This is a genomic window from Dehalobacter sp. DCM, assembly GCF_024972775.1.
Taxonomy (GTDB): Bacteria; Bacillota; Desulfitobacteriia; order Desulfitobacteriales; family Syntrophobotulaceae; genus Dehalobacter.
In genome coordinates, this window is record NZ_CP092282.1 from 2,447,455 (window position 1) to 2,473,144 (window position 25,690).

The 25,690-nt window shown below is 41.3% G+C and carries 37 protein-coding genes and 1 pseudogene; 7 read left to right on the forward strand and 31 right to left on the reverse strand.

What is annotated here, in order from left to right; translation table 11 throughout:
• The first annotated feature begins 45 nt into the window (after positions 1-45).
• Positions 46-1,140, forward strand: a complete 1,095-nt coding sequence (locus LPY66_RS11310; RefSeq protein ID WP_337984441.1) for a D-alanine--D-alanine ligase family protein — start codon at positions 46-48, stop codon at positions 1,138-1,140.
• Positions 1,141-1,144: 4 nt separating this feature from the next.
• Here LPY66_RS11310 and LPY66_RS11315 read toward each other — a convergent pair whose 3' ends face one another.
• Positions 1,145-1,687, reverse strand: a complete 543-nt coding sequence (locus LPY66_RS11315; protein ID WP_337984442.1) for a Gx transporter family protein — start codon at positions 1,685-1,687, stop codon at positions 1,145-1,147.
• A gap of 223 nt (positions 1,688-1,910) precedes the next feature.
• On the opposite strand from LPY66_RS11315, the gene LPY66_RS11320 reads away from it, so the two are divergent.
• From LPY66_RS11320 to LPY66_RS11330, 3 genes are read left to right on the forward strand one after another with little or no spacing between them, the layout of a single operon-like run.
• Positions 1,911-2,708 (forward strand): energy-coupling factor transporter transmembrane component T family protein, encoded by a 798-nt coding sequence (locus tag LPY66_RS11320; protein ID WP_337984443.1) that lies wholly within the window; start codon positions 1,911-1,913, stop codon positions 2,706-2,708.
• A gap of 15 nt (positions 2,709-2,723) precedes the next feature.
• A complete protein-coding gene (locus LPY66_RS11325) occupies positions 2,724-3,563 on the forward strand; it encodes an energy-coupling factor transporter ATPase (protein WP_337984444.1) in 840 nt (279 codons plus the stop codon).
• Entirely contained in the window at positions 3,557-4,408 is an 852-nt protein-coding gene (locus tag LPY66_RS11330) for an ATP-binding cassette domain-containing protein (protein ID WP_337984445.1), read from the forward strand. Before LPY66_RS11325 ends, LPY66_RS11330 begins: the two co-directional genes overlap by 7 nt.
• Before the next feature lie 139 nt (positions 4,409-4,547).
• Here LPY66_RS11330 and LPY66_RS11335 read toward each other — a convergent pair whose 3' ends face one another.
• The 3 genes from LPY66_RS11335 to lexA form a co-directional block, all read right to left on the reverse strand.
• Positions 4,548-4,901: a NusG domain II-containing protein gene (locus tag LPY66_RS11335; protein ID WP_337984446.1), complete on the reverse strand. Its 354-nt coding sequence runs from the start codon at positions 4,899-4,901 to the stop codon at positions 4,548-4,550.
• Positions 4,888-5,967: an FAD:protein FMN transferase gene (locus LPY66_RS11340; protein ID WP_337984447.1), complete on the reverse strand. Its 1,080-nt coding sequence runs from the start codon at positions 5,965-5,967 to the stop codon at positions 4,888-4,890. The genes LPY66_RS11335 and LPY66_RS11340 overlap by 14 nt, the downstream gene beginning before the upstream one ends.
• Before the next feature lie 172 nt (positions 5,968-6,139).
• Positions 6,140-6,766, reverse strand: coding sequence for a transcriptional repressor LexA (lexA, locus tag LPY66_RS11345; RefSeq protein WP_337984448.1), 627 nt, complete (start codon positions 6,764-6,766; stop codon positions 6,140-6,142).
• Positions 6,767-7,039: 273 nt separating this feature from the next.
• Here lexA and LPY66_RS11350 point away from each other — a divergent pair, with 273 nt between their 5' ends.
• Positions 7,040-7,315, forward strand: coding sequence for a LysM peptidoglycan-binding domain-containing protein (locus LPY66_RS11350; protein WP_337984449.1), 276 nt, complete (start codon positions 7,040-7,042; stop codon positions 7,313-7,315).
• Between the two features lie 229 nt (positions 7,316-7,544).
• Positions 7,545-8,297 carry a M23 family metallopeptidase gene (locus tag LPY66_RS11355; protein WP_337984450.1) on the forward strand — a complete coding sequence of 251 codons (753 nt, stop codon included), beginning with the start codon at positions 7,545-7,547 and terminating at the stop codon, positions 8,295-8,297.
• On the opposite strand, the gene LPY66_RS11360 is transcribed toward LPY66_RS11355, so the two are convergent.
• The 25 genes and pseudogenes from LPY66_RS11360 to LPY66_RS11480 all read right to left on the reverse strand — a co-directional run bounded on the left by LPY66_RS11360 (position 8,294) and on the right by LPY66_RS11480 (position 21,902).
• Positions 8,294-8,839 (reverse strand): DUF2284 domain-containing protein, encoded by a 546-nt coding sequence (locus tag LPY66_RS11360; RefSeq protein ID WP_337984451.1) that lies wholly within the window; start codon positions 8,837-8,839, stop codon positions 8,294-8,296. The two genes, LPY66_RS11355 and LPY66_RS11360, sit on opposite strands and share 4 nt — an antisense overlap.
• Before the next feature lie 710 nt (positions 8,840-9,549).
• Positions 9,550-10,134: a hypothetical protein gene (locus tag LPY66_RS11365; RefSeq protein WP_337984452.1), complete on the reverse strand. Its 585-nt coding sequence runs from the start codon at positions 10,132-10,134 to the stop codon at positions 9,550-9,552.
• Positions 10,127-10,294 carry a YvrJ family protein gene (locus LPY66_RS11370; protein ID WP_337984453.1) on the reverse strand — a complete coding sequence of 56 codons (168 nt, stop codon included), beginning with the start codon at positions 10,292-10,294 and terminating at the stop codon, positions 10,127-10,129. Before LPY66_RS11370 ends, LPY66_RS11365 begins: the two co-directional genes overlap by 8 nt.
• A 3-nt stretch (positions 10,295-10,297) precedes the next feature.
• Positions 10,298-10,483 carry a hypothetical protein gene (locus tag LPY66_RS11375; RefSeq protein ID WP_337984454.1) on the reverse strand — a complete coding sequence of 62 codons (186 nt, stop codon included), beginning with the start codon at positions 10,481-10,483 and terminating at the stop codon, positions 10,298-10,300.
• 13 nt (positions 10,484-10,496) lie between these two features.
• On the reverse strand, positions 10,497-10,751 hold the full coding sequence (locus LPY66_RS11380; protein ID WP_337984455.1) for a hypothetical protein: 255 nt from the start codon (positions 10,749-10,751) through the stop codon (positions 10,497-10,499).
• A 1-nt stretch (position 10,752) separates the two neighbouring features.
• On the reverse strand, positions 10,753-11,241 hold the full coding sequence (locus LPY66_RS11385) for a hypothetical protein (RefSeq protein ID WP_337984456.1): 489 nt from the start codon (positions 11,239-11,241) through the stop codon (positions 10,753-10,755).
• 4 nt (positions 11,242-11,245) lie between these two features.
• Complete coding sequence (locus tag LPY66_RS11390; RefSeq protein WP_337984457.1) at positions 11,246-11,428, reverse strand: hypothetical protein; 183 nt, start codon at positions 11,426-11,428, stop codon at positions 11,246-11,248.
• Positions 11,429-11,431: 3 nt separating this feature from the next.
• Positions 11,432-11,908, reverse strand: coding sequence for a hypothetical protein (locus LPY66_RS11395; protein ID WP_337984458.1), 477 nt, complete (start codon positions 11,906-11,908; stop codon positions 11,432-11,434).
• A 15-nt stretch (positions 11,909-11,923) separates the two neighbouring features.
• The gene (locus LPY66_RS11400; protein WP_337984459.1) at positions 11,924-12,328 is read right to left on the reverse strand and encodes a hypothetical protein; all 405 of its coding nucleotides are present in this window, start codon (positions 12,326-12,328) and stop codon (positions 11,924-11,926) included.
• Positions 12,329-12,676 (reverse strand): hypothetical protein, encoded by a 348-nt coding sequence (locus LPY66_RS11405; RefSeq protein ID WP_337984460.1) that lies wholly within the window; start codon positions 12,674-12,676, stop codon positions 12,329-12,331.
• Positions 12,676-13,083 (reverse strand): hypothetical protein, encoded by a 408-nt coding sequence (locus LPY66_RS11410; protein ID WP_337984461.1) that lies wholly within the window; start codon positions 13,081-13,083, stop codon positions 12,676-12,678. Before LPY66_RS11410 ends, LPY66_RS11405 begins: the two co-directional genes overlap by 1 nt.
• Positions 13,084-13,150: 67 nt before the next feature.
• Complete coding sequence (locus LPY66_RS11415; protein WP_337984462.1) at positions 13,151-13,630, reverse strand: hypothetical protein; 480 nt, start codon at positions 13,628-13,630, stop codon at positions 13,151-13,153.
• A gap of 18 nt (positions 13,631-13,648) precedes the next feature.
• Positions 13,649-13,876 carry a hypothetical protein gene (locus LPY66_RS11420; protein ID WP_337984463.1) on the reverse strand — a complete coding sequence of 76 codons (228 nt, stop codon included), beginning with the start codon at positions 13,874-13,876 and terminating at the stop codon, positions 13,649-13,651.
• 201 nt (positions 13,877-14,077) lie between these two features.
• Positions 14,078-14,704, reverse strand: a complete 627-nt coding sequence (locus tag LPY66_RS11425; protein ID WP_337984464.1) for a hypothetical protein — start codon at positions 14,702-14,704, stop codon at positions 14,078-14,080.
• Entirely contained in the window at positions 14,697-15,035 is a 339-nt protein-coding gene (locus tag LPY66_RS11430) for a hypothetical protein (protein ID WP_337984465.1), read from the reverse strand. Before LPY66_RS11430 ends, LPY66_RS11425 begins: the two co-directional genes overlap by 8 nt.
• The gene (locus LPY66_RS11435; protein ID WP_337984466.1) at positions 15,017-15,274 is read right to left on the reverse strand and encodes a hypothetical protein; all 258 of its coding nucleotides are present in this window, start codon (positions 15,272-15,274) and stop codon (positions 15,017-15,019) included. The genes LPY66_RS11430 and LPY66_RS11435 overlap by 19 nt, the downstream gene beginning before the upstream one ends.
• A 111-nt stretch (positions 15,275-15,385) precedes the next feature.
• Positions 15,386-16,183: a replication initiation factor domain-containing protein gene (locus LPY66_RS11440; RefSeq protein WP_337984467.1), complete on the reverse strand. Its 798-nt coding sequence runs from the start codon at positions 16,181-16,183 to the stop codon at positions 15,386-15,388.
• Between the two features lie 70 nt (positions 16,184-16,253).
• Positions 16,254-16,508 carry a hypothetical protein gene (locus tag LPY66_RS11445; RefSeq protein ID WP_337984468.1) on the reverse strand — a complete coding sequence of 85 codons (255 nt, stop codon included), beginning with the start codon at positions 16,506-16,508 and terminating at the stop codon, positions 16,254-16,256.
• Between the two features lie 17 nt (positions 16,509-16,525).
• Positions 16,526-16,717 carry a hypothetical protein gene (locus LPY66_RS11450; protein ID WP_337984469.1) on the reverse strand — a complete coding sequence of 64 codons (192 nt, stop codon included), beginning with the start codon at positions 16,715-16,717 and terminating at the stop codon, positions 16,526-16,528.
• Between the two features lie 1,189 nt (positions 16,718-17,906).
• Positions 17,907-18,361: pseudogene (locus LPY66_RS11455) on the reverse strand (hypothetical protein).
• A complete protein-coding gene (locus LPY66_RS11460; protein ID WP_337984470.1) occupies positions 18,309-18,458 on the reverse strand; it encodes a hypothetical protein in 150 nt (49 codons plus the stop codon). The pseudogene LPY66_RS11455 and the gene LPY66_RS11460 overlap by 53 nt, the downstream one beginning before the upstream one ends.
• Positions 18,459-18,676: 218 nt before the next feature.
• On the reverse strand, positions 18,677-19,489 hold the full coding sequence (locus LPY66_RS11465) for an N-acyl homoserine lactonase family protein (RefSeq protein ID WP_337984471.1): 813 nt from the start codon (positions 19,487-19,489) through the stop codon (positions 18,677-18,679).
• A 387-nt stretch (positions 19,490-19,876) separates the two neighbouring features.
• On the reverse strand, positions 19,877-21,103 hold the full coding sequence (locus LPY66_RS11470) for an MFS transporter (RefSeq protein ID WP_337984472.1): 1,227 nt from the start codon (positions 21,101-21,103) through the stop codon (positions 19,877-19,879).
• Between the two features lie 334 nt (positions 21,104-21,437).
• The gene (locus LPY66_RS11475; protein ID WP_337984473.1) at positions 21,438-21,725 is read right to left on the reverse strand and encodes a putative quinol monooxygenase; all 288 of its coding nucleotides are present in this window, start codon (positions 21,723-21,725) and stop codon (positions 21,438-21,440) included.
• A gap of 42 nt (positions 21,726-21,767) precedes the next feature.
• Complete coding sequence (locus tag LPY66_RS11480) at positions 21,768-21,902, reverse strand: hypothetical protein (RefSeq protein WP_337984474.1); 135 nt, start codon at positions 21,900-21,902, stop codon at positions 21,768-21,770.
• 226 nt (positions 21,903-22,128) lie between these two features.
• Between LPY66_RS11480 and LPY66_RS11485 the strand changes: the two genes are divergently transcribed.
• Entirely contained in the window at positions 22,129-23,040 is a 912-nt protein-coding gene (locus tag LPY66_RS11485) for a LysR family transcriptional regulator (RefSeq protein WP_337984475.1), read from the forward strand.
• Positions 23,041-23,044: 4 nt separating this feature from the next.
• Here LPY66_RS11485 and LPY66_RS11490 read toward each other — a convergent pair whose 3' ends face one another.
• Both LPY66_RS11490 and LPY66_RS11495 read right to left on the reverse strand, forming a co-directional pair.
• Positions 23,045-23,401 (reverse strand): hypothetical protein, encoded by a 357-nt coding sequence (locus tag LPY66_RS11490; RefSeq protein ID WP_337984476.1) that lies wholly within the window; start codon positions 23,399-23,401, stop codon positions 23,045-23,047.
• A 167-nt stretch (positions 23,402-23,568) separates the two neighbouring features.
• Complete coding sequence (locus LPY66_RS11495) at positions 23,569-25,674, reverse strand: FAD-dependent oxidoreductase (protein ID WP_337984477.1); 2,106 nt, start codon at positions 25,672-25,674, stop codon at positions 23,569-23,571.
• Positions 25,675-25,690: the final 16 nt, after the last annotated feature.

Consider the following 25,690-nt stretch of genomic DNA (forward strand, 5'->3'; position numbering starts at 1 on the left):
TTCACGTTAAGGTTAATTTCTATAAAGATAGGAGTACGATGAAAAATGAGCGAGAAAACCAACGTCCTGATTTTGTTTGGAGGGCAGTCAGGTGAACACGACGTATCCGTTATATCCGCCGCTTCAGTGTGTAAGGCGCTAAATCCAGAAAAATACGCTGTGCAAACGATGGGGATAACAAAAGAAGGAAAATGGTATTGGGGAGCAGATCCGGAGGAGTGGATGGATGCGAAAGCCGATATTACCGCTAACGCTGTACAAGTAGCGGTGACCCTTGATCCCCAAAAACCTGGTTTTCAAGCGGTGGATGGGCGTGAATTGCCCAATCAAGGCACCTGCGATATCCTATTTCCGGTTATGCACGGTCCCAAAGGGGAAGATGGAACGATCCAAGGTTTGTTTGAAATGGCCGGGTTTCCGTATGTCGGATCCGGCGTGCTTGGATCATCCTTAGGCATGGATAAGGACCGCATGAAAGCCGTCTTTAAAGAAGCCGGTCTGCCTATCGTTCCGCATATCACTTTGCTGCGCAGTAAAATAAATGCCGCTTCCGAGGAAGCAGCAGATCATATCGTGCAAGAAATTGGTTTTCCGTGTTTTGTCAAACCGGCGAATCTCGGCTCCAGTGTCGGAATTTCCAAAGCCGACAATCGCGAACAGCTCGTGGAAGCTCTGCTTTATGCGGCTAAATATGACCGTAAGGTTGTGGTTGAAATGGGAGTCAAGGCCAGAGAAATCGAGTTAAGTGTCTTGGGCAATGAAAATGCGAAAGCTTCCATACCGGGCGAAATTCGACCGGCGAAGGATTTCTACGATTATGAAGCCAAATACTTGGATAACAGCTCTGAGTTGATTATTCCCGCAAAATTAGACGCTGCCATGATCAAACTACTCCAAACATATGCCGTCATGGCCTTTGACGCTGTGGGAGCCTCCGGACTGAGCCGAGTTGACTTCTTTGTTACGGAAGATAATCAGATCTATATCAATGAAATTAATACATTGCCAGGTTTTACTCAAATATCAATGTATCCAAAACTATGGGAAGCGACTGGGATCCGTTATCCGGAACTGTTGGATGAACTTATCCGGCTTGGCTTTGAAAAGTTCCGGGACGATGCCGACAGACGTTTAAGCTGAGCGACTATTCATCAAGAAATACGTCAAATCGATTCGTTGCCTTGATATACTTAACCAGTTCATTGAGCAAAAGTCCGGTAATGATACCTGTTGGTACTGAAAACAGGAGCATGACCGGCAAATATAATAATATCCCAGGGAAATGAAGAACAAAAGATGCCATGAGCAATTGTCCGAGATTATGGGCAATTGCTCCTATTATACTTACCAGGACAACGTGAAATTCTTTGGAGATACGGAGCAGCAAGGCCATGATGACAGCAGCCGCAACCGCCCCGGAAAAACTCATCAAAAAGCCCATACCGAATAATGTCCCGCTGAGCAACGAACCTAAAATTGTCCGCATTACGGTGATCTGAAGCGCTGTTTTAAAATCGAAGACCACCAAGGCCAACAACGTGATAATATTGGCTAACCCAAGTTTTACCCCTGGAATTGGCAGGGGATTAGGGAACAGGCTTTCTAAATAATGCAGCACAGCTGCTTGGGCAATCAGAATAGCAATGACGGCTAATTTTTTAGTCGTTGTCATATTTTTGGCGGACACCACGGCGGGTCCTCCTTTATTTATTTTACTTCTTTTATGCAAGAGCTTTGATAGCGCTTCGGTATTCGCTGAATAATTGAATTCGAAATATCCGTGTAAATTGACTTTCCGTTGATATAATTATAGCCTATAATTAAAATAATACAATTAAGACCAAAAAGTCTAAAATATAGGCAAAAATCGTCTAATCATCTGAACATCGTCAAACTAAAGGAGATCATCTATGTCGGGTATCCGATTAGGCCAATACATTCATGGCAATTCATTAATCCATTCCTTAGATCCACGGACTAAAATTGTATGTTGTCTGCTGATGATCATTGCTGTGGTCATTGCTCATCAATGGTACTATTTACTCTTTTTCCTCTTGCTGATTCTTATTACGATAGGGGCTGCAGGCCTACATCTGGGGTCTATTCTCAAGTCGCTGTTCAAAATGAAGTATTTATTTCTATTTACGCTTATTTTTCAGGCCTTTTTGACTGCCGGTGATCCTATTTTTACTGTCGGCAAGCTGGGCGTTACGCCAGAAGGGCTCATTCTCGGGGCCCTTAATGTCGTTCGGCTTATCATCCTCTTTATGGGTTCTATGATTGTGCTGATGACCACGTCACCCTTAAAATTAGCCGCAGGGATCGAATTATTACTGCAGCCTCTCGCTAAAATTAAGATTCCGGTCTATAATTTTTCAACGATCCTCAGTATATCTTTCCGATTTATTCCGACGTTATTTGAGGAAGCCTCAACTATCAAGAATGCGCAGTCTTCCCGGGGAGCGCAATTTGAATCTCCAAACCTGATTGTCCGCATAAAAAGCTATATGGCTATCTTGATTCCGTTATTTGAAGCGTCTTTAGTTAAAGCGGCTGATTTGGGAGAAGCGATGGACAGTCGGTGTTTCTCGCCGCATCTGAACACGCTGCGCGTGAGCCGTTTGCATATGGGCAGGAAAGATATTATTGTCTTATGCTTCATGATTTTAATCACGGCTTCAGGAATAGTCCTGACTGTCTACCGCTAGAAAGGGGAACTATGAATGACGCAGCAGGTTGCGGATCAAAGAATTGAATTAATCGGGGTTACCAGACAATACAAACGCGTTGGTTTGGAAGACGCACTTGCGCTGAATGATATTAACCTTAGCATCACCCGGGGGGAATATGTCGGTTTACTCGGCATGAACGGATCCGGAAAATCAACTTTGGCCCGTCTTTTTAACGGGTTGATCAAGCCGACAGCGGGATCAGTCCTCATTGATGGGCTGGACACACGCGATCCGGATAACACGTCAGAAATACGGCGTCGGGTCGGTATAGTTTTTCAAAACCCAGATAATCAATTAATCAGTCCGGTTGTCGAGGAAGAAATTGCTTTCGGCCTGGAAAATTTGAACTTACCTTTATATGATATCGACGAACGAATTGATCACGCCCTGGCGTCAGTCGGTTTGACCGAAAAACGTTTTCATGCCCCGCATTTATTATCGGGCGGCCAAAAACAACGCGTCGCCTTAGCCTCCGTATTAGCCATGCGTCCAAATTATCTTGTTTTGGATGAACCGACATCGATGCTCGATCAACAAAGCCGATCCGAACTCTTGGATCAGCTAAGAATCCTTAATGAACAAGGGATGACAATTATTCTGATCAGCCATAATCCGGAGGATCTGCTTCAAGCCGACCGCTTAATTGTCCTGGACGCAGGTTGTGTATATACTGAAGGTTCGCCGGAACACGTCTACGCCGATGAAAAACTGGCATTATTGGGAATTGAAACTCCCGGTATTTATTTGCTGATGGCTTATCTGCGTATGAAAGGATATCCGGTCAAAGAAAATGTACGATCAATGGAAGAGTTGGTAGCTGAACTATGCTGAACATCATTGAAATCAACCATTTAAATTACACGTATTTACCGGGTACGCCCTATGAGCACCCTGCGTTGAAGGATATCTCCTTCGCAATTGCCCAAGGAGAATTTGTCGGGATTTTTGGGCCGAACGGATCAGGAAAATCAACACTGGCCCAAATGCTGAACGGATTGATCCAGCCAACCCACGGAACGATTTCTATATGCGGCATGAGCGCAGCAGATGCGAAATCAAGAAAAGAACTCTGGAAAAAGGCGGCTTTAGTCTTTCAATATCCTGAACAACAAATCTTTCAAATCAGTGTCTTTGACGAAGTTGCCTACGGTCCACGGAATATGGGGCTACCTGAGCAGGAAATTAAAAAGAGGGTAGAGCAGGCTTTGCTCGAAGTCGGTCTCAACCCGGATGCCATTTCAAAACAGAGTCCGACAAGCCTTAGCGGCGGAATACGCCGCAGGATAGCGATCGCTGGAATGCTGGCAATTCAACCCGCTGTTCTTATCCTGGATGAACCGATGGCTGGCTTGGATGCGATTGGACGAAAGCTGATTCTTACTATGATTAAAAATCGCAAGGCCAAAGGCGAAACGACGCTGATGATTTCCCATGATTTAAAGGAAATGATGATGATCACTGATAAAATTATTCTGCTTGACCAGGGTACACTCGTTTTCTTTGGCAGCGTTGCTGATCTCTTAAATCAGAAGGGGATCCTTAAGCAGTATCGATTACAAGTACCGGATTATGTACAGGTCATCACGGCCTTGTCGGCAAAAGGATTGCCCGTGAATATGGCGATCAGGACGATTGAGGAAGCAGGAGACGAAATTATTAAGTTTCATCGGGACTAAAAAGAACTTGGCGTGCTCAGATCTTATCTGGAGCCTTTGGTAATTATTATGCCAAGAATTATTCAGAAATGAATTCGTGAGAATTGAGGAATTAGGTCCCCAGATTAATAATAACGAATGAAAAAGAAAGAGAGGGAAGTTACTTTCCCTCTCTTATCACAATGATTGCTTTGTTTGGAAGACATACCGCAATATCGCCCGGCTCTTTTAACCAGCCGGTATTGACACAGACTTGATCCGGGCATTCCGCTTCTTTAAAACGAATGCGGCCCTTTTCGATGAGCACATACTCTTCATAGTCACCAGGGAGTTTGATTACTCTTGCCTCTTTAACGGCAGATAAGTCGATTCGTTCCACCAGTAAATTGTTCTGTGTTATTTCGGCAATCAACGGTTCATTAGCATGCGCGTTTTGATATAGTTTGAATCCAACGAAACCGCCAATAAGAATGATTGCGATAATACTAATCAGAATAATGTCATGTTTCTTCATGGTAGGTATAGGTTCCTCCTTCATCTGTTAACGTAAAGTTATCCTTAATCCCAGGTGTAATGACTATTTGTTTATCTTCGGTAATCATGATGGCATCGACACCCTGAAGACTGCGAATCAAAGCCATCCCTTTATCTAAACCCAATATAAAGACAGAAGTGGATAACGCATCGGCATCGATCGAAATATTTGCGACGATCGTAACGCTGATCAGACCGGACTTAGAGGGATAACCGGTGCGGGGATCCAAGATATGGTGGTAACGTACGTTGTTTTTGATAACGTAGCGTTCATAATCGCCGGAGGTAACCACCGATTTATTGTCGACCTGTAAGACCCCGATTTGATCTCCTTCGGCCGCGGGTCTCGGGTCTTTAATCCCGATTTTCCAAGGGGTCCCGTCAGGCTTTGAGCCCAAAGTCACGACGTTACCGCCAAGATTGACAAAAGCGGATTTAATTCCATATTTTTTGAAGACATTGATGACTTCGTCTCCGGCATAGCCTTTAGCAATCGCACCGAGATCGACAACTTGTCCGGCTCTTTTCAGCCTGGCCGTGTTGTCGGCATCATTCACTTCGATATCAGTATAGTCAACCAGTTTTTTTAGCCTGACGACTTCTTCCTGTGACAGTATTCGTGGATTATTCGTATATATACCCCACGCTTTATCTAACGGTCCCACCGTAACATCGAACGCCCCTTGGCTTAACGCCGAATATTTGAGCGCTGTTTTTAATACAAATAGTGAATCGGAACTGAGTGACACAAACTGACCGTTGCCTGCCGCTTGATTCAGATTATCGATCTCACTGCCGGCGGTCTGAATCGTCATTTTATTCTGGATTTCTTCCACGCGCTTCATACCTTCATCAGCTGCTTTTTGCGCATTACGGCCATAAACCTTCTCCGTGATGACAGTACCCATATAAAAGCCTTCCGCCTCGACCGGTGTATTTCGCGCAGAAGAACAGCCGGAGCAGCAAAGTGAAAGTATAATGGTCAGGCTGATCATAACTAAAGGTATATCACGTTTAAACTTCAACTGGTTGTTTTCCTTCCTCATGCAGGCATCTAGAATTGAGTATAGCAAAAGTATAGCAAAAGCTTAAGCAAAATCAAATCAGATGTGTACGAAATAAACATAGAGGTTAACTAAATCCAATTTTCGTAAACCTCTGAAGTGATCAGCATCGGTTATTTTGCTCAAACACTGCGTGTACACCTGTATTTTTTCACTAAATATTTCGGAATAACCCGATAACCTTACCGAGCACAGTCACGTTTTGGGAGTAAATGGGCTCCATATATTGATTCTCCGGTTGGAGACGAATCATATTTTTTTCTTTATAAAAACGTTTAACAGTAGCACCTTCCTCCGGGCCATCCGCAAGCAGGGCAACGACGATATCACCATTAATGGCATTCTGCTGCTGTCTGACCAGAATGAGATCATCGTCCAGTATTCCTGCTTCAATCATACTTTCTCCTTGAACCTTGAGCATAAAGCAGGTATCCGATTTGACCATATCATAGGGAACAGGGAAGGAGTCTTCAATATTTTCAATAGCCAGGATTGGCTCTCCGGCTGTTACACGGCCGACAACCGGCACATGCACGATCTTTCTGGAACCGGAATATTCATTGAAAGAATCAAGGACTTCGATGGCACGCGGTTTCGTGGGGTCGCGTCGAATATAGCCCTTTTCCTCAAGTATGTTTAAATGATTATGCACTGTGGAACTGGAAGTAAGACCAACCGCTTCTCCGATTTCCCTCACAGATGGGGGATAACCTTTGAGCGCAATTTCTTTCTTAATAATATCCAGGATCTGCATTTGGCGTGAAGATATATCCGTCGTCATAACATCCCTCCTGAAAATAATTATTCTTCTTATTTAAAGTTGTAATCATTTATTCTTGATTGCATTCTTAAATGCTTTTATGTGCTGACTACATCTTGATACTAACATAAAAAATGGAAAAAAGCAAACTTATGTTCGATTAATTCTTGACACAAACAAATGTTCGTACTATAATCATTACATACAGAACATATGTTTGATTTGGAGGAATTCAACATGATAGCCGTAACGAAATCATATCCGAGGTATAATAGAACATTCACATATCAATTTATGAAAAGAATTGCGCTTATCGCTATCATATTTTTAATCATCATGATAGCCGTACCCCTTGTCTCAACGGCAAACAGTACAGTTCCGGACAAATCCGCTACACTGTATTACAAAGCGGTCACTGTACAACAAGGAGATACACTCTGGGGACTAACAGCGGAATCGAATAATGTCACGAATATCAATGAACTGGTCACAAAAACAATGAAGTATAATAGCCTTCACAGCACGTATATTGAACCGGGTCAGGTCATTTATGTTGCGGTGCGTATCTAATTTGTCTTATTTACAGTTATAAAATAAGGACTATTAGTAAACCTGTTAATTATCTAATTTATATTATGAATGTATTATAAATTACTGACCTCCATAACTATAAATATAGAGATGGAGGTCGTGTAATATGAGAGCTACACGTTTTATATCAATAAGATTCATACCCTTGCTGTTGCTTCTGTTCGTTGTCGGTATCGGAATATTTTTGTTCGGTTCGAGGAGCTTTTTCATGAACGATATGATCAAAGCGAAGGATTACGCCAAGTTAGCTTCAATATCACCGGATTTGATCATTGAGTGTCAGAAGAAAAGTCCGAATAACTGGCAGGATTATGTCGCTGTAACTGTCGGCATTCAGCGTACTGATAACACCAATGAAAAAACAAATAAGAAGGTCAGGGAGGCACTGTATCAGCAGCTGGATAACGGTATTGATTTTAAGGTGCTGAATTGGACGTCCATAGACAAGGGTATCAAAAAAAATGCCCAGAATTGCTATAAGCTCCTGGAGCGCTATCCCTTTTATACACCCGGAAAATATCTATTTCCGATTAAAATCAAATCGTACTACTCAGACACCTACGGAGCTGCCCGAGAAGGTGGAAATCGACAGCATGAGGGCACAGACATTTTTAATGAGAAGGGGACTCCCATTTTCTGTGTCTGTGATGGATTTGTAGAGAAATCCGGATGGAATCGCTTAGGTGGCGAACGTGTTGGTATTCGTGGCAAAGACGGTAATTATTATTACTACGCCCATCTGGACAAAATCAACGAAAAACTCGCAGTCGGAGATCCAATTAAGATGGGTGACTTAATCGGAACAATGGGTAACACCGGGGATGCGCTGACAACCCCGGACCATTTGCATTTTGGTATCGAGCTCCCAAACGGGAAATGGGTTAATCCGTATGCCTGGTTAAAAGTCTGGGAACACAATAGTGATAGTACGATTGTATTTAACGTAGTCAATAAGTCTTAATCAATTAAGACGCAGCCGACATACGTAATTGTATTAGGTCCGTAGTAATACGGGATCGCGTTAGCTGAACATAAATCGCTGACAACAATACCATAGGCTTCCATCGAAGAATTCATTTCATTAGGGAACCGGCAGGGCGCATCCGGGTACGTACATGTTTTACAGCGCGTACAGGCACCGGCAACCAAAAACAAACTTCCAGGAAAATTCTCATAGATATACTCGGCAAAACGATTGCAGTTCACGCGGTGATTTTCTGCAGTTTCTTCCATCGTTTCAAAGTCAAAAGAATCTTCCAGCTGCCCGGTTGTTTGCAGGATCAAACCACGCTTATACTTTTTCATCTGGGCCGCACACTCATCAATTGTTCCGCAAGCCGGCGGGCACGACCAGTTTTTATCGTACACTTTACATTTATTCTTTGCGCAATCTGAACGGACTTCATCTCTAGCCACAATCGTATCGGCATTCAGTTCGCCGACATGATTGAATCCGAATTCTAATGCTTTTTCTTTGAGTTGATTGAAGTCAATAGCTTTCATCTAAGTCATTATCTCCTTAACTATTAATATTGCCCATTAGTTCGAAAAGAGTGATTTGAATAAATCTACTGTATCATATCTCGATAAAAAAGTAATTAGTATCTTTAAAATGTTATTGCCACTATATATTCATTGATAGGGGATAGAATTGAGCCAGAACGACTTAAGACAAACTTAGTTTATTTACAAATTAGTAAATTGAGTCGGTAATAAATTGCAAATACTAAAGCAAGAAAATATTACTGAGTGAAACTAATTTTACATTCAAGTTAATAGATGTAAATAAAAGAGAGAAGATCAAGAATAATTATATCATCAATAATAATAGAAGAAGATCACGTCGCAAGGTCTAAACTGGGAGGCAAAATTATATCTAACCGGCAAGGCACAGTTTTAAACATCTATTGCGTCCCATAATAAATATTATGTCAACTAACAATATCCGACAAGACTATTTCTTTTTAATTTGACAATGATCTTTGGTGACTTTTGCTATAATTCTACATTGTTTTCATAAATCCTTCTTGAATTGTAAAATTTTATTTAAAATACGTAGCTCGGCGCATGCCAAGAAGTCCCTTCCATCAATACCAGCCTTGCCTTGTGGTCATGGAAGGGACTTCGTCCCCAAGCATTGCCAAGAAGGGAAAAAGGCAAGGGTAAAGCGTTGCCGCTTCGCGCCCTTGCCTTTTTTGCTCTGTTTGTGGTCTTTATTTTACTAGTGCGATCAAGCCAACAACCGCCGCACCGATGCCCGCATATTTGAGCAGATCGTCCTTAGACATATTTTCAGGATTCGGAACATTCAGCGTTGACAATATACTAGTGCTTGACGTTCCCGCCGCCGTTCCGCTTGCCGTTGCCGTTCCTGTCTGCACCTCGCGCGCGATATATGCCCGCCTAATAATTTCATCCGTATTGTAGCTTGCTTCCGCCCATGACGATTTATTCCAAGCTTCAACTATTGCCCGCCACCCTGACGGATTAGTTTTCGCGGCCTGTAAAATACCTGGATAACCGTATGCGTTTACGGATAAAATACGCGCCACATCCGATGCAAAATCGGCCTGACTTGCGTATGATGCATACATCCCATTTTTTCCGCTTGCATATTTCTGCCCGACATATTTAATGCCTAATTCATTATTATATTTTGACGTTGAATTTGTGCCTGACGCTGTCTCCCATGACATCATAGCGGAAATAATTTCAGATGGGATTCCCGTTTTCCGCTCGATCAGGTTCGCCGCGCCTTCAATTTTTTTGAAATAAGTACGCAATGATTCATCAGCCATTTTTTATTTCACCGCCCGCCAGACTTTGTATAAGTCCCTTCATTTCCATCATACACTTAGTGTTTTCTTTAATCGTTTGGTCTAACTTAATAAGCGTATATGACGCGACAGCGATTGGAAATCCTAATTGGCCTATCAATGTTACCAAGTCTAATTCCATCGATTACCGCCCTTTCTGCACAGCCAATTTGACCTTAAAAATCTTTGATGCAACAAAGATCAAACCGCCGTATACAATCAATTTACCCCAATTATTAGAGTAATAGTTAGCCAAATTCACCCCGCCAGACACAACCGAAGTAAATGCATTTATTAAACCTACAAGCGTTGAAATTAAAGTATCAATCATTTTCCCACTCCCCCTATTTTTTTAATAAAACTACCAGTAACAAAAACGCCGCACCAATTAAAAATATAGCATCACCGCCACCAAGGCTTGATAAAAAGCCGCCATCACTCACCGGAACACCAGACCGCCCAATCTCCGTAGCAGGAACAACCGCGCCAGAACGTCCACCGCCGCCCCTTGTTGTATCTGCGACTATTTGAGCCGAAGTATTAACAGCACCTGTCAAACCCGCCCCGAATTGACCTAAAAAATCAGAATAACTTAACATCTTAATCCCTCCTGAATATTGAAAATATACTGCTTAGTATCAATAATAAACCACCTAAAACAATATATTGTTCTATATTCTGGTTAGAATTTCCTGCTGATAATGGCGATAATGCACTCGCTAAAAGCGAATTCGTTGAATTTTGTTGCAATGGTTCAGAGACAGGAAGTTGACTATTATTATTTGTCGGATTCGTTACCGCCGCCAGAGCCGCCGCCACATCAGACACCTTTGCAGTAACCGCCTGTCCTGCATTATCAACAAACCACGAAACCGTCTGCGCCCCTTCTGACTGTGCCTGCTTAACCGCCGTTGCAATTGGATAAACAGGATCAGCAATAGTTCTCTGCGCGATATAGTATTGACCTGTGTTTTTGTCTCTGTTCATCGTTGCGCCTGTTTGGATATTCGTTATTATATCAAATACACCATACACCTCCGGTACAACAAAAGGATTTTCAGCAGTACCCGCACCGCCCAAAATATCCATGACTTCACCCCCCAAAATTTATTAACCCCGCCGCGACATATGCATTAAAAATCTCTAATTTCTGCGTATTCGTCAATTTTGATAAATCTTTTCCCTTATGCTTTTTTTTCATACTTGCCGCCATATCAGCGTGACTAGATTCCTCATAATCAACCAGTAGACGCTTACCATTAAAATTATATTTCACGACCTAGACCCCCTTTACTGCAACCATAGCCGCGCCATTTCTCTCCGTACTTGCCACAATAACGAAACTGCCTATTGCGTTTGTCGCAAATTCTAACGTTGCCACCTCATCAACCGCGCTAACGGCCTGCACCAAGCTGACCCCATCAATAGAGAAAACGACTCCCCCAACCTCAACCCCTGAAACAGTAATAAGCGCATAATCAACACCATCCGCAACCACTTCTAGCTTACTTGCGCTAATATTTATTCGCGGATATATCACCAAATTACCATCAATAACCCTCATACTGCCCATTGTTTTAAATTCTTCTGTTCTTTCCCCATATCCCAACTGAATAAAGCCTGCCGCATCAACAATTGCAGGCAATACGGCTAAATCTTCATTGTATGATGTTTCCCTAACATCGCCACTCATTTCTCCCTTATCCCAGAGAATACTTCCAGATGTATCATAATAAATCTTTCTGCCAATATTCAAAAACGCACCCCCTACTTAGTCAACAGCTAACCATTTATAACTACTCGACCCTGTTTGTACTGGAATAGTAAAACTACCCTTCTGGATAGAACAAGGATTAATATCACCCTTAAAATGAAAAGTTGACCACGACCCCGTACTAGTATTAAATGCATTGACCACCTTGACAGGCTTGCTATATAAATCGCCGCCTATCTCTGAATATACAGAAATATATGTCTCCGTTGTCCCATTTGAATAAAATACATAAATAAACGTTGGCCTAAAACCTAAACCGCTAACCGATAAATAATATTTTCCCGTTGTTGCCCCAGATAAATAAGTAAATGTACCCTGTGAACCACTAGACACAACTGTACCGCTTGCCCATTTTTTATACCGACTCGGTAAAGGTAATGCGCTAAATACTTTAACCGCCATTTACCGTTTCACCTCACAAACCCCCATATACTGATCAGCGACAGACGCTATTGCATAAATAGGAACATCAACCTCATTATCAATATCAATAGTCACTATCTGACCAGCAGGCAATACCATCATATAATTTGTTGCGGAAACAGTATCATCTAACCCCAAATAGATATATCCCGTATTATCAGGATGAGCCGCCAATACTGTGCCTGTCCTTGCGCTAACCGCCTCCGCGCCGGCCTTAACCGCTACAGCCGTAGTACCAACCGTCAAACGGCCATATTCTGAATTAAGACCAACAACCGCACCACCTGAAACGATAACATTACTAGAAAACTCTGCACGACCCGCCATTACAGAACACCCCCAATAATGCGATCTTTACCGCCGAAATAGTCAATAACCACGTCGACAGACACCGTATACGGATACGACCCCGCATTTTCACAAATAATATAAATTTCATCATCATTCTGGACGGACATTACAACGGGAAACTCAAAATAATCATCATCACCAGACATATACTGATTCCCTCCGTCTGGATATGTCAAAAGATCCACTAACGACCTGCGCCCCTTCTGGAATACACAAGGCCGAATCTTCAAAGTACCCTCTGAGCCTGGGTAAATTTTAATCCTAACCTTTTCAACAGTACCGTCACTTTTTATTCTTTCCTTATACGTTTGTTTTGCGCCTGCGGCCAGTGATGCACGAAACACCATTGTTTCCACTCTTGGCTTTTCAATATCTAAATGCAATATAAAACCCCCTCTAAACAAATAGAGGAAAGAGCCGCCACCCTTCCCCCTATCCGGCAAATATATTTTATTGAACTGTATAACGTGTCACATCAAGCGCAATAGCGCAATCCGCACGGTCTAAAGCATCATCAGCGTCAGAAATAAATTCTAACACCAATTTTTTATCCTCTGTAATCCGTACATTGGATTCAGGCAAGGGAATTCTCAAGGAGCGATCAGTCGCGCCACTTTCAAGTGCTTCCGTTCTCCACTCACCAAGTACCATTAACGGCCTGTTCTGCGGACTCCATACAGATAAACGAACCAGTCCAGGTTCAGCGACTGCCGTTGCAGTATCATCATAAATTTTCATATAGATTCGACCAACAGCAGACTCCTGCGAACCATAGGAACCCTGCCCAATGGCGATCATTTCACCCGCCTGAACTTGGTACTCGCCCAACTTCACCGGAACACTTGCAATGACCGCCGGACTTGCAGAGTCGATCAAATCTGTAGTAATCAACGTGGAACCATATTTTTCTTTAATAATTACGTTACCCAATGTATTGTCCTCTCTTTCTTAAAGATATACGACATTTTCTGTCGCTGTCGGTCTGTTAATAACTGGTTCAATGGACGTATCAACCATAGGCACTTTACCAGATACAGTACTGGCAACCTTTTGCCCCATAGCAAAAACAAAGAACATCACGAAAACACCTAGAATCATACTCCAAAGCTGTCCAATGTCCGTAATCTTGGCCTTTTTTCCGCTAAACGGATTTTCGAATTCTGTTAATTTCATCATTTACCCCCCTATTAAAAAATAAACTAAAATTTTCCTATATTGTACCATTGCCTTCTTTGAAACTGTCAAGTAAATATCTGAACATTTATACATATATTTTACTTAATGTTCAGATATTTAATAAATTTTCACCTATTTTCTGCCAAAATAATTGAAGCAGCCGCGCCGATCAGACGAAGCTGCTTGCAATTTTCCCGAACATTAAACGATAAACGGCCCATATAATTCTGTTAGATCAAACTCAAGATAAGAGTATTTACCGCCCTTTTTAAATCCTTGTTCCATGTCCTCCACTGGAAACCCGTACCGCTTCAAATACTGATTCTCTAATGAGCATTTGAATATCACAAATTTCTCGCATTGCGTCATTAAATTATTGTCAATATTTGCGGGACGCTGAGACATTGCGATAAGGTGAATTCCATATGACCGACCCGTTGTCGCGACCTCCATCAGTTTATAGTAAATATCCCTTTTACTGTATAGGTGGATCTCATCCACCACCAAATACACGACTATACCGCCATTATCAAACAAAAAATGAATCAAATTTTTCAATTCCCGACTTCGTTGTGTTTCATCCCTTGACGGTATATAGTTTATTTTTCTACCCCTGATAACCGCCCTCTTTAATTGTATATAGGAATTTTCTGCACTCATCTTAACATACGATGCAGGAATACTTTCGTCATGCTTTGTATTAAAAAATATGACAGGTTCTTTGACTTTTACCAAACTACGGACCGTACCCCATGTTTTCCCTGAACCTGTCACACCGACAACGCACGCATGACAATTTCCAAAGTCAATAGCCTTACGTTTAGGCAACTGCGCGCCCTCCCTGCCGCTTTTCTTTCATTACCTCAAGTATACCCAAGACTATGTCCACTATAGCCAAATTCAACGAACCAAAGAAACCCTCCGCACCCCTGATAATCTGCGCTACCCCGCGCGACTTTGAATAGTTTAACGGATGTTCTAATCTTTCTTCGATTGTACCGTCACCAGTGGGAGTCCGTAACCAACTAAAGTCTATTGACGGTAACGAAATACCCCTATTTTCTGATTCTTCCTGCTCAATATCCTCAATAAATTCATTCTCTGGCAATTCTTCCCTAACTTCTGCGCCTATTTGTTTTTCTAAATCAATTCCAGACATTTCTCACATACCTCCGTAAATCCTTTATTTATTGCTTGTTTTTCTCTTAAAATATTCGGCCTTAACATACGCAACCCGCCGCCGCACTCCGGACAAACTGTTTCCTTTTTGCACATTGATCGAGATAAATGCAAATTCAATGCGCCCTGATGTTTAAATTCTTTTCCGCACTCTGGACAACTAACCGACTGCCTTTCCTTCGTCATTTTTTGTATTTTCCCCCTTTTTCTTAATCTCATTTACCGCTCCACCTGCGGCCTTAGCAATTAGTAATATAAACACAACCCTAAATAACCACTGAAAAAGAAACCAACAAAATATTAAGACCATACCACTAATAATAAATTCCACTACACAACCCCTTTCACATAATCATTTAACACTTGATAAATTTCCTTTGAACTAAAGGAAATCTCTTTAAAATTGCTTAGAATCTCTTTGTATTTATCCCTTTTTCGCCTTGAAAACTCATTAAGATTTATAACATTGTCACTTAATGCATATATAACCGCCTTCTCTTCTGCATCTAAAGCCAGACTTTGTTCCGCATAAAAAACACTAGGTAAATCGCCCTTATATCCAAATGTATCCATTCTATATAATTCACGGCCAATATTAAGAGATACTTCAAAGCGTGTCCAATCAACCCCCTTTAATCCCTGCTCCTTAGCTTTATCATATAACTTAGCACGACCATCCCCCTTACCTATATAGATCGTTTTTCCCTTAGAAGTGTTAAATATTTTCACCTCTCTTTTTCTCTTCATATCACCAATAAAGTTAATCATTGGTAAAGAGAAATCTTTCGCAATATCGCATGATATTATCTCTGTCTTAGGATACCTAAAGAACACCGATAGCACCTTCTGAAGGAATGCGTTATTTTGTAACTTGTTCGGATTATATTCAATGTATAAATTAGTGTTTAACCCCCTTTTCTCTGAATTATGGCCGCATCCCATCCAGAAGGAACCATCGTTTGTCATAATCTTATAATTGTAACCAAATGCCGCCGCTTTACTTTGGATGTAAAACTCAATGAAAACATTATCATATTCTGTATGTTTATTAAAAAATTCTTCAATTTCAGCATAACTTCTTTTGCATCTTAATCTAATCATATCTAGTGATATTTTTTCAGTTTTCATTTACAAATCACAACCATTGTACGAAATGTACAAGTAATACCGCTTGTTAGATAAGCGGTATTACACGACCCTACCTTGCCTGAACACCAGACAAAGCTAAACCAACCTTGCCTTGATATGTTCTAACCTTAAAAAATGCCGTAACTGGTGACATAGGCTTAACAAGTACCAATTCACCTCTCAACTTATCGTCACCAATAAAACAATCAATATTATCATTTTCTGCCAGATCAAAAAATTTACCAACGATATACCTATTACCAGTCTTACCCGTGGCATCAGACAGACCCATGTAAATTAAATCCAATTCTAATTCTCTACCCATTATCCGATATACCCCCATTATTTATTTATACCGCTATTTATACCGCTTTCATCCTTGAATTGATCATACTCATCACTAGTTATCACTCCACAAAAATAGAAAGCATGCAAAAAACCAATAAAATGACCCCTATCCCACGATGAATTACCAGACATCTTATAATGCTCGATTTCCCGTTCTATTGCTCTTAAAGCGCTAACCTTTTCCACCAATCAAACCTCCTATAAAATAACTAATTTACATTCACCATTCGACATTCAACCCCGCCACACTTCGACACGATTTCGACATAATGTTTTCTCTTTACTTAGACATAAAAAAACAAGATTCGGCAGGATTCCTCCTTTCCTTAATCTTGCGAATAGTTAGATTTCTTACAATGTCTGGTAATAAATATTATGTAAAGATAAACACAATACAAATATGGGGTTATGCATTTGAATTTGTGATCAATAAGAATTTTATCGAGATTGCATTGTTCATATGAGTTTGCTGTATTGCTTGTCTAAGATTTTCTTTCTGCAATAGCTTTGACTTTCCATTTCTATAAGTCTATTAGCTCCCTTTATTTCTTGGATGAATAAATATCTTCTATATCCTGTCGCTCACATATCTTTCTCATGTCTTTCTCATGTTTTTTGTATTTATTATATCTATCTCTTCCTATTCTGTCCTACCTAGTTTACTTTTCCAGTTGCTTTTTCGTAAATATTGGCTCAATGTTTGTTCTTTTCCCAGTCTGCGTTGCTTTCTCCAAAATGCCTCAAAAAAGCAGCCCCATATTTGCCCTGTAAGGCGTTAAAATTATAAGGGTAAGGTATTTGTACCCTGGGATTTTTGTAGGCTTATTTGAGTTAATCATTTCGAGGCGATTTTAGTTCTGATACGATTTGTAACTAGATTCTGATTTAATTCCAAAGCTTAAACTTCAGTATATAGTTTGGTAACGGATTTGCGTTAGATTAAACCAGAAGTAATTTTGATCCTCATATTTAGAATTATTTAGATGCAGTTAATCATATAAATATAAAATAAAAATGATTATTAGGATTTTCAATTAGACACTCAGTCGATTAGATTAATTATTTCTTGGTTTATAGGTCAGTCGCATAAAATATTTACTAACTTAAAAGGATATTTACATTTTGTTTAAGAGATCTCAAAGTTTTATGTTTCCCCTCTTTAAAGTAAGTGAAATAATTCACAATTCCTTATTTTAAAGAATATCTCCTTTTCTATCTTAATTTTGATATGTCTTTTTTAATATTCTATAATTTCCACCTATTTCCCGTATTTCTCTAAAATACCCCAAAAATAACAAAAAAGCCAAGGCAGTTAATATATATCCGCCCTGTGTTATCATATTATTTATAGTTAAAGTACACCCTTGCGCTTGACCTAAATCGAAGATGATATCTTGCCTAAGTTAAAGGGAAAAAACACCTCTTCCAGGACTTCTCTGATTTTAGTGCACGCAACTTCCGCATCCTTTGATACACCATGAACGTCATACGCGAGCGCGCCGGACATGCCTAGACGATGAACCACCATGTCCGTACCGCAGATAGTCACTTTCTTATTGTGGGCAAATTCGATATCGTGTAAGTCGTACTGACAGGCTTTTTCTAAGATTTCCAGTGATTTCGATCCATCGATCTGAAAATCACTACACCATCTGCCAGCATCATGCCTTTCTCGTTACAGATCAATGCATGTTTGGATGAACCGACCTTCATAGCGGAAAAATCCCTATTGACGCAAATCTTGTTAAAGAGTTTAGCCGCATCCGGACCGTAAACATCATAAACCGGTGTCGTGTTCAAGCACTGCTTCTCTGGCAGCAAGAAATTCATTCTTTGGTCCGGTGTACTCAAAAGGTAATAATACGCCAAATAAGTTTATGATGGATGTGGCACCTTTAAAAATTGCACTGTCCAATAGAAAATTCATTTCAGTGAACCTCCTGTTTTTGTTTCAAGTATAAAGCATCGGAGATTCTTGTCTGTAGAACAAATATGCAGAAAGAAAGTTAAATTTTTCTGCATATTTGTCCAATGAAATTTATTCCAACGTTGATTCAAACATAAATGAAATATATCTGATTAGCTGCTGCAAATATACTCGACAAGATTAAATACCTTTCACCCTGAATCAAACCGGACACTCGTTTATGCATAATAGTCTGGAGCAGTTTTCATTGTTTGGAAAAATTCCCAATCATGCGGGAACATCACTTTAGCATTATATTTATTGGCTAATTGACGTACTTTTTCAATCGATTGTATATATGCTTCCGGATCACTGAGCATTCCTTTGGCTTGCGCAGGTGGTCCATAGTTTTTACGGTCATTTACGGCATCTTGAGGAAAGATCAATGTTCCCTCTTTCTCCAAATGAACAACCATACCCAATAGTCCTGAGGTGTGTCCAGGCACATTGATCAGTTCAACTCCCGGAATAAGTTCAATGTCTTCATCTACCAGATGATACTGTTTAATCGGTACTTCCACGGTTGCTTTGACATAAGGTCCATGTTTTGCCGGATCTGCGGATAAGTGGACTTGTGACAGTGCATATTCAAAGTCCTTACGCGGAGCATAGACATCCGCATGTGGAAAGAGGTAAAGACTCCCAGTATGGTCAGGATGAAAATGTGAGAGAACGATTGTGTTGATTTCACTGGGCTTCGTCCCAGCCAAAGCAAGCTGATGCCCAAAATTGTGTTGTGGTTCACTACAATACCTCGTAATCGTTGTTAAATGTTCAGGCCAGTATCCTTTCATCGATTCGGGATGACATCCTAAATCGTATACGATTTTGCCCTGGGGATGATCAATAAGTACGGCATAAATCGGAATTCTTTCCCATTTTGTGGAGACGGGCTTATCCTCTTTCAATTCCGGATCGTTCTTCGCGTTCATCGCAGAGATTATTTTTTCGTCGCCCTCCATCCAGCCATTATTCAGAATGTAGACTTTCATACCCATATGCATAGCCCTCCGCCATTATAATTCTTAAAAACAATTAGTTTATTGTATCAATAATTGGTCTCAATAAGGAAACATCAAAAAGTTATCACTTTATAAGAATTAATTTGATCCGTCTTTTTTATAGTTTATTCTATAATGATTTTGAGCCTTTTATATTTAATCTAAGTAATATAAAGATTATTCCGCCAGCTGCTAACAATATTGCGGATACCAATATCGGAACCAAATATTGTTTTGATTAGATATTCTTTGAACAAATAAATGAGCTATCGTTGAGCTGTCACTATGATAGTATCCAGTCCCAAAGATAGCTCATAAAAGTGGTGTCAACTTTTGTTTAAAATAGTTTGCTTAACCTATCTGATGATCAACACAATATTAAGCTTGTACCTGAGATCCTGTCTGAGACTGTGCTGCTACATTTGGTTTTTCACTCTCAGCAATCTTCGGTGTTACTCTGTCAAAGATATAAGCGAATACTCCGACGATTGCCAAACCGATTGCAGCGACAAGAAGAGAAGGTCTGCCTGCAGGCAGTCCCAACGCAGCAACAAGTGGATTCATAATAAACGGCGATAAGAATTGACCAAGCCCGTTAAACGCCGTCATTAAAGCAAGTGACATCGCGGAAGCCGCAAACGGAACGATATCGGTAGATTTGTTAAAGAAGAATGAGCCGGTGAAGCCCATGCCCAGACCGATGATAGCCATCGCTAAGAAACACATGCCTAAGCTATGGCCTGCATAAAACACATACAGCCCTATTGCCACAACCCAAAAACAAAAGAACATAGATAAACCATGGAGTGCTTTATGAATCGCTCCGAAGAAGAAACCCCCAAAGAAGGCAGCTGCTGTCATCATTGAGAAGACCGTTCCGATTTGAGCACCGGTTCCAATATTTTCCCCAACAATGATCATTGCAGCATTCGTAACGATCGTGATAAAAAAGAAACACCAGATCATGTTGATAATACAGTTAACATATTGACTTGCCGGCATTTTAGCTTTTTCTTGGGATGTTCCCTTGACCACTTCTTCTTTTTTCACCGGCTCAGGCAGGAAGATGATAGGAAGCGCAAAGAAAAGAACTGCCGCAAAATAAGCATAGAATGTATAATGCCAATTGATATCGGAAAGTGCTCCGCCAATCTGTTGGAAAAATATACCACCTAGCATACCTACTGCGAAAGTCCATCCGATCATTTTTTTTCTTTCATTACCTTCAAAGAAGTCAACAACCAAGTCGTTTGCCATAGGATAAAGAAGACCAACACCGCAACCAACCAAAGCACGGAAAAATAGAATTGCATAAATGTTATTCAGCCAAGCTGGTGCTAGACCACCAACGAGGAACAGTATGCAGGCCAACCACATAATAGATCTTTTCCTCATGACTTTAACCAACACGCCATATAAAAGCCCAAAAATTACAACCGTTAAAGCAGGGAGGGTCGAAACATTTTGGATTACGGTAGGACTGACACCCGGAAACGCAGCTGCGATAGCCCCCAAGGCCGGTGTTGCTGCACCCGCTCCAACATCCTGGAGGGCAAGAAATAGAATCGCTAACTTCAGTAAAATCGGATTCGGCATTTTTTTCATTAGTTCTCCCCTTTTCATCTTTGTTTGTTCATGCAATAATATTTGTTTGACAAGATGAGTTTCTTATCCCTATATAATCCTCCTTTCTCCAATTTCCAGGACATACACCAACTGTATTTTTTTATATTCTCGAATATATGGTAAGTCCCAGTCATTTACAAAGTATGCATGGATTATACCAGTAAATTTTTTGACCTAATTATAAAAAATTGGCTTATTTGTTGTGTTTTAAGAAATTTCTAAATAATCCTTATATTTTTCAATTATTCCTATGCCAAACTTTAGAAACATTAGCTGTATGCAACTATATTTCTGTTTATGAAATATTGAACGGCTAAGCAATGACTCGACAGGGATAGGCTTGAACAGGTCCTGCCAAGGATGGATCCATTGTTTCACCGAACTTTTTGCACGGAGCGCCATTCGCATGGCCCTGAAAGTCGGCTTCATCTTCCCAAGCCTCAACAAAAATCAAGGTATCGGGTGCTTCTAAAGCCTGTAACAGGTAGTAGTAGATATTTCCCTTTTCTTTTCTTGTTTCTTCAGCCAATACATTGGCAGCTTTCGTGATGAAATCGAGCGTCCCTTCTTTAACTTTAGCTACAGTAACGAATTGGAACATCGTTGACTCCTCCTTTTATTTTTCGGGTATCTGCAGCAAACATCATGCTTGAGGCAGCTTACCCATATTCTTCATATAATTTTCAATATCATCTAATCCATATTTAGCCCAGATCTCTCTGATTGGCCAGCCGGTTTTTCTATCCCAGCCGCGCTCATCATAATACAAATCTACCAAGCGGGCCGGAAGCCTTTCATCATATAGATTTTATGTTCATATGCGTAACCTTCGCTGCAGAAATATTCTTAATAATACTTGCTATTGAAATTTTATCAGTAAGCACTTTCAATAGGGAAACATCAATTAGTTATCACCTAATAAATAATTTGCAGCATCTCTATCGTTGCTATGTATAATAGAATCATCTATAATTAATAGTTAAGAAAGCTATCCGGAGGGGTTTATGACCATACAGCAGTTAAAATACTTTGTATTAACAGCGCAGTATAAGAATTTTACAAAGGCTGCAGAGGAATCCCATGTTGCCCAGACTGCAATCAGCAAGCAAATCAGCAATCTGGAAAGTGAATTGGATATCGCTCTTTTCTCGCGGGACAAGCATCATGTATTGCTTACTCCCGGAGGAGAAATTTTCTTACGATATGCCATTGAAATTCTAACAATGTGTGACAATGCTGTTCGCGATACGAGGCTTTCCAAAATTTCGGCAAAAAAGCATCTCAAAATCGGATACTGGGGTCACTTGGAACGCCGTATCCTGACCCATATTGTCAAAGAATATTACAAAAAATACGATGATCAGATTTTAATTATCTATAATTACGTCCATTTGGAAAATATCATCTCTTCGATTATGAACGGCGAACAGGATATCCTTTTAGTTCCTTCACCCCACATTGCGAATACACCGCGAATTACTTCTACGCCCTTGTTTACTTGTGGGGTCCGTTTGGCCGTCGGCAAGGAGCACGTCCTTGCTAATCGTCTGGAAGTTGAGCCAGATGAATTAAGAGGAGAAAACTTTTTTTCCCAGAATATTGAAGCCTCCCCCGGTCTTATGGCATATATGGAAACCTGTTGGCAGCAGTTTGGTTTCAGGCCGAATATAATTTACCGGGCATCCGAACTGGAGTCTGCCATTCTGATGGCTGAGACAAATAAAGGGGTTATGTTACTGCCTGAGATGTTTAAATCGATGGAACACAGAGAACTCAATTTTATTAAAATTAAAGGTTTTTATGCCAGAGAAAATATTGACATTGCTTGGTTGACGGGAAATACGGATCCGGTCGTTAAGTCTTTGATCGAGTTCGTAGAAAATAACAGAGAATCTCTAATAAAATCTTTTATGTAGATTTTTACATATAGCTTTCTTTACTTAAATCGGCTTCAATAATGGTTCGTACCAAATTTCTATCGATGATATCAACACCGTTGGGCATTTTTTTTTCAACTTTCTGGGAGCCGATCAAAGTTGCCTTATGCTTATTTAACAAATCAATGGTCATGAACTGTGTGTTACGGAACATTTCTTTTCCGAATTCTTCCAAGGGAATCATATCGACGACCGTCACTTCTTTACCCTCCAAAGCTAGTGCCAGCCCACATTCCAGACCACTAGAACCTGCTCCACCATACCTCGGATCAACAATGAGTCCGGATGAGATATGCACGAGATCGATATATTTCTGGGCAATTTTCAAGAATTCTAACACTTCATCATTTAAGCATGAGGTTACCCACTTTAAGCGGTGTAAATACATGAGGATATTTGGGATGTGTAATCAAAATAATCACTCCTCTCGTATTTTGATTTTTAAAATCTATACATCTCAGCCGTTGTTCTGTTGTTGCCGACAAGATAGAGGACAGCAATGACAACTTACTTATCCTTTGCCTGCAGAACAGCGTCTTTTACCGCATCATGGATAACGCTCGGATTTCTGCAATCACCGATCGCATAAACTTCAGGCGCCTTCCCTTTAATGCTTTCCAGGAGCTTCGTGTTCGGGAGTAAGGGATCAGCCGGAACGATCGTGTCTGCCTTCAGCGTTACCTTATTGCCTTCAGCGTCAATAATCGTAAACCCTTTTGGGGTGATTTCCACATATTCCTTCACGTTGGTGAATATCGGGGTATTCTTCTTCATTAACCAGTCAATCGTATGCACCATCCCAGGAATAGACATTCCGTATCCCAGCATCGGGCCTTTTTCAACAATGGTGACTTTTCTCCCCCGCTTGATAAGAAATTCCGCGAGCTCGCATCCATGGATACCGCCGCCAATGATAACAACCTTCTTGCCCATTGGCATGAACATCTTCGTGAGCTTTTCAAGTGTCCCGGACGAGAAGAAACGGAGCGCCAGTTTTATTTGTTTGTGGAGATCGCCGCCTTTGACAACGTTGGAATTATTGCTGCCCGGAATATTCGGCATTTGTGGTACGGCACCGGTAGCAACAAAAACGATGTCCGGTTTCTCTTTTTCAACGGTAGAAGCATTGGCCTCTGTCTTGAGGTTAACCTTCACACCAAAATTTTTCATCTGTAATTTCCAATAATTGATCAGTTTAAACAGGTCTTCCGGATGGGTCCCTTTCACGATCGATGCCACAGGCATCAGCCCGCCGAGCCAAGTACCTTTCTCGAAGAGGACAACCTCATGGCCGCGCACGGCCGATACCCGTGCTGCCTCCAATCCGGCAGGCCCGCCTCCGATTACCATGACCTTCTTCTTATGGGGCGCTCTTTCAATGGAAAGTTGTGTCGTTGTGCCCAAGCCATTAATTCTGCACAGTCCTGATGCAGCCATGCAATTGCCACAGGCAGTGCACGGGGCAATGTCTTCAGGTCGTCCTTCCATCAGCTTTTTGGGAAGTTCCGGGTCAGCATGGAGGCTTCTGGTCATGGCAATAAAATCGGCCATACCGTCTTCAAGTACCTTTTCTCCGAGCTCGAAGTTGATTCTTCCCACCACGGTGACCGGGATAGAGAGTTCCTTCTTCACACCTTGCGCCAGCAAGATATTAGCGCCTGCTCCTTTCTCACGGGCGTAGTACTCCTTGGGAATTTCTTCGACCGGTACTTTCGGTTCGGGGAAGAAAAAATAGTCGGGAAGAAAGCCCGCGATGTGATAACCCAGCCACGAGCTTCGGATCTGTATCATGTCAGCGCCGGCCTTTTCAAGCTCCTTCGCCGTAGCAATGGCCAGTTCCGGGGTCAAACACTTGCTATCGTCAATTTCGATAAGCCTGCCTAACTCTATGCCGTTGATGAGAAGGCTGACAGGGAAGTCTTTCCCACACAGTCTTTTTGTCTCTTGGATAACCTGAGTGAGCAGTCTGGCCCTGTTCTCTACGCTCCCACCATAGATGTCCTCTCGATTGTTCCAGAGTGGGGATAGAAAGTTATTGAACAGGTGGCTGCATGCGGCATTGATATCAACACCATCAAACCCCGCCTGCTTAGCTCTTTCGGCTGCTTTGGCAAATTTCTCGATGATGTCTTCAATCTCGGGAATGCTCAGTGCACGCGGTTTCGTATTATGAAATTCCAGGGGTAGACCCGGAAGATAGAAATCAGAAGCCCCAATTGCGGCACCGCCCGGATAAGAAAAGTGGTCATCCATACCATTTTCCGTCTGCCATGGCCCGTTATGATGTAGTCCGAGAAAGGTAGGACAATCATGCCGGTGGATGGCTTCGGCCAAGTCTTTCAGCCCGTCAATGAACTTATCGTCATCGAGACGGTAGACCTCCGGTAAACGAATAGACGCTGGGTAGTCCACAGCAACCTGATCGACCATGATCAAGCCCACCCCGCCCCTGGCAAAGCGTTCGTAATACGCTTTCCACTCCGCACGTGCATACGTATCATTAATTTGTGGGTAACCCATTTGCGCACTTGATTTAATAATACGGTTCTTCGTCTTTTGCTTCCCAATGGTACCCGGCTCTAGTAATTTTTCAAACCCTTTGCTGTTTGCCATTATTCTTTCTCCTTTG

Bases quoted from the DNA above. Each gene is read 5' to 3' on its own strand.
- LPY66_RS11440 (WP_337984467.1), bottom strand. From the start codon at position 16,183: ATGAAAACTGAAAAAATATCACTAGATATGATTAGATTAAGATGCAAA.
- LPY66_RS11385 (WP_337984456.1), bottom strand. From the start codon at position 11,241: ATGGATATTTTGGGCGGTGCGGGTACTGCTGAAAATCCTTTTGTTGTA.
- LPY66_RS11460 (WP_337984470.1), bottom strand. From the start codon at position 18,458: ATGAATTTTCTATTGGACAGTGCAATTTTTAAAGGTGCCACATCCATC.
- LPY66_RS11400 (WP_337984459.1), bottom strand. From the start codon at position 12,328: ATGGCGGTTAAAGTATTTAGCGCATTACCTTTACCGAGTCGGTATAAA.
- LPY66_RS11330 (WP_337984445.1), top strand. From the start codon at position 3,557: ATGCTGAACATCATTGAAATCAACCATTTAAATTACACGTATTTACCG.
- LPY66_RS11355 (WP_337984450.1), top strand. From the start codon at position 7,545: ATGAACGATATGATCAAAGCGAAGGATTACGCCAAGTTAGCTTCAATA.
- LPY66_RS11435 (WP_337984466.1), bottom strand. From the start codon at position 15,274: ATGAGATTAAGAAAAAGGGGGAAAATACAAAAAATGACGAAGGAAAGG.
- LPY66_RS11335 (WP_337984446.1), bottom strand. From the start codon at position 4,901: ATGAAGAAACATGACATTATTCTGATTAGTATTATCGCAATCATTCTT.
- LPY66_RS11360 (WP_337984451.1), bottom strand. From the start codon at position 8,839: ATGAAAGCTATTGACTTCAATCAACTCAAAGAAAAAGCATTAGAATTC.
- LPY66_RS11375 (WP_337984454.1), bottom strand. From the start codon at position 10,483: ATGATTGATACTTTAATTTCAACGCTTGTAGGTTTAATAAATGCATTT.
- LPY66_RS11445 (WP_337984468.1), bottom strand. From the start codon at position 16,508: ATGGGTAGAGAATTAGAATTGGATTTAATTTACATGGGTCTGTCTGAT.
- LPY66_RS11340 (WP_337984447.1), bottom strand. From the start codon at position 5,967: ATGAGGAAGGAAAACAACCAGTTGAAGTTTAAACGTGATATACCTTTA.
- LPY66_RS11365 (WP_337984452.1), bottom strand. From the start codon at position 10,134: ATGGCTGATGAATCATTGCGTACTTATTTCAAAAAAATTGAAGGCGCG.
- lexA (WP_337984448.1), bottom strand. From the start codon at position 6,766: ATGACGACGGATATATCTTCACGCCAAATGCAGATCCTGGATATTATT.
- LPY66_RS11420 (WP_337984463.1), bottom strand. From the start codon at position 13,876: ATGATGAAATTAACAGAATTCGAAAATCCGTTTAGCGGAAAAAAGGCC.
- LPY66_RS11470 (WP_337984472.1), bottom strand. From the start codon at position 21,103: ATGAAAAAAATGCCGAATCCGATTTTACTGAAGTTAGCGATTCTATTT.
- LPY66_RS11320 (WP_337984443.1), top strand. From the start codon at position 1,911: ATGTCGGGTATCCGATTAGGCCAATACATTCATGGCAATTCATTAATC.
- LPY66_RS11380 (WP_337984455.1), bottom strand. From the start codon at position 10,751: ATGTTAAGTTATTCTGATTTTTTAGGTCAATTCGGGGCGGGTTTGACA.
- LPY66_RS11310 (WP_337984441.1), top strand. From the start codon at position 46: ATGAGCGAGAAAACCAACGTCCTGATTTTGTTTGGAGGGCAGTCAGGT.
- LPY66_RS11465 (WP_337984471.1), bottom strand. From the start codon at position 19,489: ATGAAAGTCTACATTCTGAATAATGGCTGGATGGAGGGCGACGAAAAA.
- LPY66_RS11430 (WP_337984465.1), bottom strand. From the start codon at position 15,035: ATGTCTGGAATTGATTTAGAAAAACAAATAGGCGCAGAAGTTAGGGAA.
- LPY66_RS11495 (WP_337984477.1), bottom strand. From the start codon at position 25,674: ATGGCAAACAGCAAAGGGTTTGAAAAATTACTAGAGCCGGGTACCATT.
- LPY66_RS11325 (WP_337984444.1), top strand. From the start codon at position 2,724: ATGACGCAGCAGGTTGCGGATCAAAGAATTGAATTAATCGGGGTTACC.
- LPY66_RS11405 (WP_337984460.1), bottom strand. From the start codon at position 12,676: ATGGCGGGTCGTGCAGAGTTTTCTAGTAATGTTATCGTTTCAGGTGGT.
- LPY66_RS11370 (WP_337984453.1), bottom strand. From the start codon at position 10,294: ATGGAATTAGACTTGGTAACATTGATAGGCCAATTAGGATTTCCAATC.
- LPY66_RS11485 (WP_337984475.1), top strand. From the start codon at position 22,129: ATGACCATACAGCAGTTAAAATACTTTGTATTAACAGCGCAGTATAAG.
- LPY66_RS11350 (WP_337984449.1), top strand. From the start codon at position 7,040: ATGAAAAGAATTGCGCTTATCGCTATCATATTTTTAATCATCATGATA.
- LPY66_RS11475 (WP_337984473.1), bottom strand. From the start codon at position 21,725: ATGTTCCAATTCGTTACTGTAGCTAAAGTTAAAGAAGGGACGCTCGAT.